This window comes from Vibrio sp. TRT 21S02, from assembly GCF_050113675.1.
Lineage (GTDB): Bacteria > Pseudomonadota > Gammaproteobacteria > Enterobacterales > Vibrionaceae > Vibrio.
The window spans coordinates 1-7,458 of record NZ_JBNJOI010000039.1 but is presented as its reverse complement, the minus strand read 5'-3'; the positions used below and the strand labels follow the sequence as shown (position 1 = coordinate 7,458).

Here is a 7,458-nt window from a genome sequence, read left to right as displayed (position 1 = left end):
GGTATAGGACACCAACGGAGTATATTCATGCGCATCTGTAAAAAGTGTCGCACTTCAAACTTGATACTAAGTTTTACTATTTCTACTGAGCTCAGCAATAACTTCATCTGGCGTGACAACACGTGTTAGCAAATGAGTGATGTCAGGGTCTTCAATAGGTTCAAGAGCATAAACTGGTTTGCCAAGACCTAAAGCATAACCAATATCCATTGCTACACTTTTACCGACGTAACCACCAAAATTTAGAATGTAGGTAATATCAGCCTCACTAATGCGCTGTAAACAACCATCAATGCCACTAGCTTGAAGAGGCTCAGAGATAGTTGTTTCAATACCAGCACTGACCAAAGATTCCCGTATAGCCTGCATCTTTTCTAGATTCTTGAAGCTACCTGCAACATAGACAGATTTACTCATATAAATAACTTACCTATTTTTGCGTGGATTTTGATGTAAACACTAACGCCGCGTTAAGTGGTGAACAACGCTAACCACTAAACTTAAACCATTGTACCTTAAACACTAAATTCAACTTGAACTGAAATCGCCAAGCGTTGTGAATCCGCCTTAAACGCCTTGTTAGGCGAAGTTTTCCACCAGTGTTTAAGTTGTTTTGAAAGCAGATTACCCGAAACAAAATACTCAACCAAACACCCACTGACTTTTTGTGATTCAAGAACCATAAAAGCCACTATGTTTCAGCCGAAAGTTCGACAACCACGAAATACAGACTTTCAGCGATCAAGTTGCATTTGAGGAAGCGAGACGTAAAGCTGCAAACTTAAAGCGAGAACGAAAGCCTCGATTAACTTGCCCTTTCCACACTTTGAGCCCGTGAGATTCACCACCAACCAACGCTGAAAACCAATGAGGCAACCCACGAACATTGGCATGTTTTACGGCTGGATAGGTTCAAGAATTTGAGCCGACAATGTTGAATTGCCGACTTAGTAAAACGAATGCTTAAAGAAAACTAAGAAGATGAGAACAAAGAGCTTTACTGCCCGTCGCCTAACGCCCAATTAACGTGTGAGCAGCGTAAACACTGAACTTGAACACTGCGCCGTAAACACTAAACTCAACCCGAAGTGAGAGCGCCAAGCGTTGCGAATCACTGTTGAATTGTTTGTTATGTTTTACCACAAGCATATGATTTACTTGAGAAAGAGCTGCTATTTCCAACTAGTTTTCTGAAGTAAACCACAAGGCTGAAACCAACTTGACCGACAAAGGCGACCAACCTAAAACGTGTAATTCCACTTCCCTGCCCAATGAGGCAACCCGACCAAGAAACAACAAGCGCCCTATATTTCCAACCAAAGCGCAAAACCATGTTGAATTGCCGAGGCAACTGCCAAGCTGAAATGCTGCTTGGTAATGAACCTGAAAGCGACTTTGAGCCAGTTAAACAAGAAGCCGACCACCACGACCTGACAATGAAGCAACCCACGAACATTGGCATGTTTTACGGGCTGAGAGATTCAAGAACTTAGACCGACAATGCGGATTTGCTGAGTCTACTAGGAACGAATTGCCAAAGGGACAAAGAACTAGAGCCTAAGATATTTAAGCCTTTGAATTTCAAGTAAACATAACGCCGCGTTAAGTAGTGAGCAACGCCACCGCGAAACCTAACCATACCATCTTAAACGCAAAACCCAACGATGGAATGAAAAATGCCATGCGTTGGGAATCTGTCTTAAACGCCTTGTTATGCCTACGATGGCGCACCATAAACTTCGACTGTAACTTCATACTTCGGCATGATTCGTTTCACTATATTTGCCTCGGATAACTCTAAGACGACAGCAATACTTTCATCACTAACTTGAATACCACGTACTTTCTTAAAGTTTTCGCCAACAAGAGAATCAAAGTCATTCTTAGAATTGAAATCAGCAGCCAAAGAATAGGCTTTTTCGCCTTCTGCACATACTAGAACACCACCTTTTCCATATTTAGAAAAATACAGTGACTCTGCTTCTATGAAGCTCTGAAAATTCACACTATCAATCATTACTTTCTCCTTGTTCTGATACTGAATCGTTGGCATAACGCCGCGTTAAGTGGTGAGCAACGCCAACCACCAAACTTAAACCATTGCACCTTAAACACTAAATTCAACTTAAACTGAAAGCGCAAAGCGTTGTGAGTCCGCCTTAAACGCCTTGTTAGGCGAAGTTTCTCACCAGTGTTTAAGTGACTTTGAAAGTAGGTTACCTGAAACACTATTACCAACCAAATGCACACAAACTTTTTGCGATTCAAGAACCACAAAAGCCACTATGTTTCAGCCAAGGTTTCAACTACCACGAAATTCGATCTTTCAGCGACAACGTAGCTTTTGAACCTGAAAAACCAAAAGCTAAGAAATGACAGCAAAAGCCAAAGCCTCTATTAACTTGCCCTTACCACACTTTGAGCCAGTGAAACTCGCAACCAACCTGCACCAAAAACCAATGAGGCAACCCACGAACTTTGGCATGTTTTACGGTTGGAGATGTTCAAGAATTTAAACCGACAACGCTTAATTGCCGACTTAGAAAAACGAATGCTAAAAGAGAACTAAGAAGATGAGAACAAAGAACTTTTCTGCCCGTCGCCTAACGCTCTGTTAAGGGGTGAGCAACGCAACACCTAAGCCGCCGCATACCACCTTAAACACTAAAACCAACGCATAGTAAAAATGCCACGCGTTGCGAATCCCTCTTGAACAGTTTGTTATGCTGTTTGAGCACACTGAGCTAAAAGGTGCTCCAATTCTTTCACCAAAAAGATTTCGATATCACGATAGTTCTTGAACCTTCTTATGGTTACCAATTCACCGTAATCTGCTGCACATAGTTCATTTACAAATGTAACATCATCGAAATCTCGCACAAATATGAGTAACCTTTTGCCCTTTGCTAAGGCATAACCAGCCTCAAAATGAACGCTAGAAAAAACCCGCTTATTAATTATGGCTACGAAATAGTCGCTATTTTCTATTCTAGACAGATAATCACGAGGCTTTAGTTCTGGAGCAGTAAAACTGTCCTGGGATGAATACCCTTCATTTATGTAATAGACATCAGATACGAGCTCTAAATTTCTTAGCCTATCAATAATGCCAATTACTGAGATACGAAGATCTTCATATTCAGTCTCGCTCAAAGTCGTCAAAGGGGTTGAAACAAAGAGACTTTTCTCCCTACAAGCTTTGTTGTTAGACAGGTTGGAGCGAACCCAACCAATATCTGGGAAAGTACTCATTAGACGATATGTGCTTTGCATGACGGCTTTACTTAATTCATCAGAACTATTCCAGTGCTTACAAAGTTTTCCCTTAATCATTTCACGAAAAGACTCTAATTTGTTACGTTTTTTCTGACAACTTTCTTTCTTTGAGCTATCGAGTGCCTCTAGGTCTTGGCGTAAAAAAGACACTACTGGCTTTTTTTTCTGAATTGCATATCGATATTCCATTTCAGTATAACTAAGCCCTTCACTGCCAAGGGAACCATATCTATCACCAAGGATTAAAAGGTAAAAGTCAGATTCATCGATAATTCTCTTTATGAACGTCCATTGACTATCATTTGATGCAGGAAACATCTCCATCCCGACAGGTATGCAACCTATCTCAAGTAGCGTTTGTGTAACTACCTTCCTCTCTTCTTTTAGATCTTTATATGTAGAACTTACAAAAACTTGTGGTTTAGCCAAATCCCGTCCCTCTGAATCTTCAATACTCATTGTATTCTAATTTATACGTAATGAGCATCAAATAACTTGACTTAATCTATATCTATAAGCATTAGTTTGAAAAACTGCATAACGCCCAATTAAGGGGTGAACAACGCCTCCACCCAACCCAAACATTGCGCCATAAACACCAAGTTTGAAGTAGAAGCAAAAATGCCAAGCGTTGTGAATCCCTCTTAAATTGATTGTTATACCGCTTGGCTGAGGCTAAAATGACCAACATAGAGACCACTTAAGAGACCGATTATATGACCACTAGAATTTTAGCCGATGTTGCTGCAAGCATTACTGAGTTGAAAGCTAACCCTATGAAAGTTGCAACTAGTGCTTACGGCGAACCTGTTGCTGTACTGAACCGAAATGAACCAGCATTTTATTGCGTACCTGCAGAAGCGTACGAAATGATGATGGACAGACTCGAAGATCTTGAACTACTAGCTATTGCGAAAGAGCGTGAATCTGAAGAGAGCATTTCGGTAAATATTGATGACCTATAAACTCGACTTTAAAAAGAGCGCACTCAAAGAGTGGAAAAAGCTTGGCTCTACTCTGCAACAACAATTTAAGAAAAAGCTAATCGAGCGCTTGGATAACCCACATGTTCCGGCTTCAAAACTTTCTGGAGCTGACAACATGTATAAAATTAAACTCCGTCAATCGGGCTACCGTCTCGTCTACAAAGTTGAAGACGATGTCATCATTGTAACCGTCTTAGCAGTCGGAAAACGCGAACGTAGCGATGTTTACCGTAAAGCTATGAAAAGGTTAGATGATTGATTGCGGTATAACGCCCTGTTAAGGTGTGAGCAACGCAATACCGAAGCTACCGCATACCACCTTAAACACTAAACGCAACGCATAGCAAAAATGCCACGCGTTGCGAATCACTCTTAAACAGTTTGTTATACGATTTTTTCGCCAAACTCATATAAGTATTTAGCGAACTCTTCACGTTTTTCTTCCCAAGATAAACCCATAAGATTGAGAAACTCAAATATGTTAGCTTCGGAATCTAATTGTGAAGCGAGGATTTGATATAGATAAAATACAGAGATACCTCTACTAACTGTCTCACTATCTTTGTATTCACCTATATCACCAGCTCTCTTCATTATATATTTCTGATACTTGTTTACGTACTCATCAAGTTGCGAAAAGTTATTGATTTTAAAGTAGTCAAGATACTTAACATGACGAGATGCATTTTCCTTATTTAAGTCTATTAATTCAACATTTAATATTTGTGCAATTTCTCTATCTAGTTTGTTTAGAAACTTATTTGTATTGCAGTAATTAAGTACCGTAACAGTATCAATATCTACACTCTGAGGAGAACTCACGATAACATCCCTAACATCAGTCTCGTAGTTGCTCAATTCGTTTCTAATTTGAATAAATTGGTCGTCTGCCAATTCCAACAAACCAGCTAGTTGAGAAAACTTACGACGGACAGGTTTAGGGATTTCAATTTTAGATTTATAACCGATATCATGCTCTATTTCAGCCCATGTATGCTGAAGTATTGACCTTATTTGCACTTCAAATTTTAATCCGGAAAATTTGCTATACTCAATCAATCCCGAGCGGCTATCTGACAAGCTTACAACGTAGTGTAATGATAGATATCCAAATCGGTCAGGGTCTAAGCTAGCTCTTTTATCAATAGAGTTATCTCGGTCAACTTCGAACTCTTGCTCTATGATACTGGCTATTTTATCAACCTCATCAGAGTAATGACTTATTAACCTGATGCCAACAACATCAGTCAACTCTGAAAGTGACTTGTATTTATCTTTTTTCTCAATTTTTTTGACTAGACTAGAACGTTCTTTAACTCTCGAACTTATAGAGTGCGGAGTAATTTCAGAAACACTCAATAATCTTGAAATCAGAGACTCGATTGATGTTGAAAACTGTGTATAAAGCCCTAGTTTCTCATCATATTCTTTTATTAATTGTTCTTTCGACAAGATGTAACCCTCCATTAAATCGTATAACGCCGCGTTAAGTGGTGAACAACACCAACCACCAAACCTAAACCATTGCACTTTAAACACTTAAGCTGACTTAAACCAAAACCGCAAAGCGTTGTGAGTCCGCCTTAAACGCCTTGTTAGGCGAAGTTTCCCACCTGTGTTTAAGTTATTTTCAAAGCAGATTCCCTAAAACCCTATAGCCAACAAAATGCACACGCACTTTTTGCGATTCAAGAACCACAAAACTCACTATGTTTCAGCCAAAACCCCAGCGACTACAAAATGCGAATTTGCAGCGACTAAGTAGCTTTTTAACCTGAGAAACCAACAGCTACAAGCTAGCAGCAAAAACGAAAGCTACGATTGACTTGCCCTTGCCACATTTTGAGCCAGTGAAACTCACCACCAACCTGCACCAAAAGCCAATGAGGCAACCCACGAACTTTGACATGTTTTACGGTTGGAGATATTCAAGAATTTGAACCGACAATACTAAATTGCCGACTAGGAAAACAAACGGCTAAAGGGATTTTAGAAGATGAGAACAAAGAACTTTCCTACCCGTCGCCTAACGCCCAATTAAGTTGTGAGCAACACTGCCACCATACTCAAACACTTCGCCGTAATCACCAAACTTATTGAAACCGAAAGCGCCGAGCGTTGCGAATCAGCTTGAATTGTTTGTTAGGCAAATTGTCTGCGTACTCTCTAACTTGGATTAAAAACAGAATACCTTAAACACGATAAGCAACCAATTACCCACTGACTTTTTGTGATTCAAGAACCAAAGGAGTCACTATGTTACAACCTTACTTTCAACGTTCACGATACACAGCCTTTCAGCGAAAAAGTAGCTTTTGAACCTGAGAAACTCAAAGCTGCGAAATGACAGCAATAACGAAAGCTTCGACTAACTTGCCCTTTCCACACTTTAAGCCAGTGAAGCTCAACACCAACCAACACTGAAACCCAATGAGGCAACCCACGAATTTGGCATGTTTTACGGTTGAAGAGATTCAAGGATTTGAGCCGACAATACGGAATTGCCGACTAAGAGAAACGAACGGCCAGAGGGAACAAAAAAGATTAAAACAAAGAACTTTTCTGCCCTTTGCCTAACGCCCAATTAAGTTGTGAGCAACGCTGACACCTTACTAAAACACTTCACCGTAATCACGAAACAAGTTGAAACCGAAAGCGCCGAGCGTTGCGAATCAGCTTGAATTGTTTGTTAGGCAAATTTTCCTGCACACTCACTAACTTGGTTTGAAAACAGAATACCTTAAACACGATTAGCAACCAATTACCCACTGACTTTTTGTGATTCAAGAACCACTGAAGCCGCTATGTTACAGCCAAGGTTTCAACAACCACGAAATGCAGCCTTTCAGCGACAAAGTAGCTTTTAAAACTGAGAAACTAAAAGCTGCGAAATGACAGCAAAAGAGAAAGCTTCGATTAACTAGCCCTTTCAACACTTTAAGCCAGTGAAACTCGCCACCAACTAACACTGAAAACCAATGAGGCAACCCAAGAAATTTGACATGTTTTACGGTTGAAGAAGTTCAAGAATTTGAGCCGACAATGCTGAATTGCCGAGGCAACTGCCAAACTGAAATGCTGATTGGCTCAGAACCTAGAAGCGACTGTAAGCCCGTTAAACAAGAAGCCAACCGCCACAACCTGACAATGAAGCAACCCACGAACATTGGCATGTTTTACGGGCTGAGAGATTCAA

7 protein-coding genes are annotated in these 7,458 nt (G+C 40.3%); 3 read left to right on the top strand and 4 right to left on the bottom strand.

Annotation, left to right across the window (positions count from 1 at the left end):
* Nucleotides 1-66: 66 nt before the first annotated feature.
* On the bottom strand, nt 67-417 hold the full coding sequence (locus ACQEXU_RS21550; RefSeq protein WP_427012257.1) for a nucleotide pyrophosphohydrolase: 351 nt from the start codon (nt 415-417) through the stop codon (nt 67-69).
* 914 nt (nt 418-1,331) lie between these two features.
* On the opposite strand from ACQEXU_RS21550, the gene ACQEXU_RS21545 reads away from it, so the two are divergent.
* Nucleotides 1,332-1,493: a hypothetical protein gene (locus ACQEXU_RS21545; protein WP_427012256.1), complete on the top strand. Its 162-nt coding sequence runs from the start codon at nt 1,332-1,334 to the stop codon at nt 1,491-1,493.
* Between the two features lie 224 nt (nt 1,494-1,717).
* Here ACQEXU_RS21545 and ACQEXU_RS21540 read toward each other — a convergent pair whose 3' ends face one another.
* On the bottom strand, nt 1,718-2,017 hold the full coding sequence (locus tag ACQEXU_RS21540) for a hypothetical protein (protein WP_427012255.1): 300 nt from the start codon (nt 2,015-2,017) through the stop codon (nt 1,718-1,720).
* 704 nt (nt 2,018-2,721) lie between these two features.
* Nucleotides 2,722-3,735, bottom strand: coding sequence for a DUF4062 domain-containing protein (locus ACQEXU_RS21535; RefSeq protein WP_427012254.1), 1,014 nt, complete (start codon nt 3,733-3,735; stop codon nt 2,722-2,724).
* A 257-nt stretch (nt 3,736-3,992) separates the two neighbouring features.
* Between ACQEXU_RS21535 and ACQEXU_RS21530 the strand changes: the two genes are divergently transcribed.
* Both ACQEXU_RS21530 and ACQEXU_RS21525 read left to right on the top strand, forming a co-directional pair.
* Nucleotides 3,993-4,241 carry a type II toxin-antitoxin system Phd/YefM family antitoxin gene (locus ACQEXU_RS21530; protein WP_005377003.1) on the top strand — a complete coding sequence of 83 codons (249 nt, stop codon included), beginning with the start codon at nt 3,993-3,995 and terminating at the stop codon, nt 4,239-4,241.
* On the top strand, nt 4,231-4,521 hold the full coding sequence (locus tag ACQEXU_RS21525) for a type II toxin-antitoxin system RelE family toxin (protein WP_005377002.1): 291 nt from the start codon (nt 4,231-4,233) through the stop codon (nt 4,519-4,521). The genes ACQEXU_RS21530 and ACQEXU_RS21525 overlap by 11 nt, the downstream gene beginning before the upstream one ends.
* A 125-nt stretch (nt 4,522-4,646) precedes the next feature.
* On the opposite strand, the gene ACQEXU_RS21520 is transcribed toward ACQEXU_RS21525, so the two are convergent.
* A complete protein-coding gene (locus tag ACQEXU_RS21520; RefSeq protein ID WP_427012253.1) occupies nt 4,647-5,714 on the bottom strand; it encodes a GTP pyrophosphokinase in 1,068 nt (355 codons plus the stop codon).
* Nucleotides 5,715-7,458 lie beyond the last annotated feature (1,744 nt).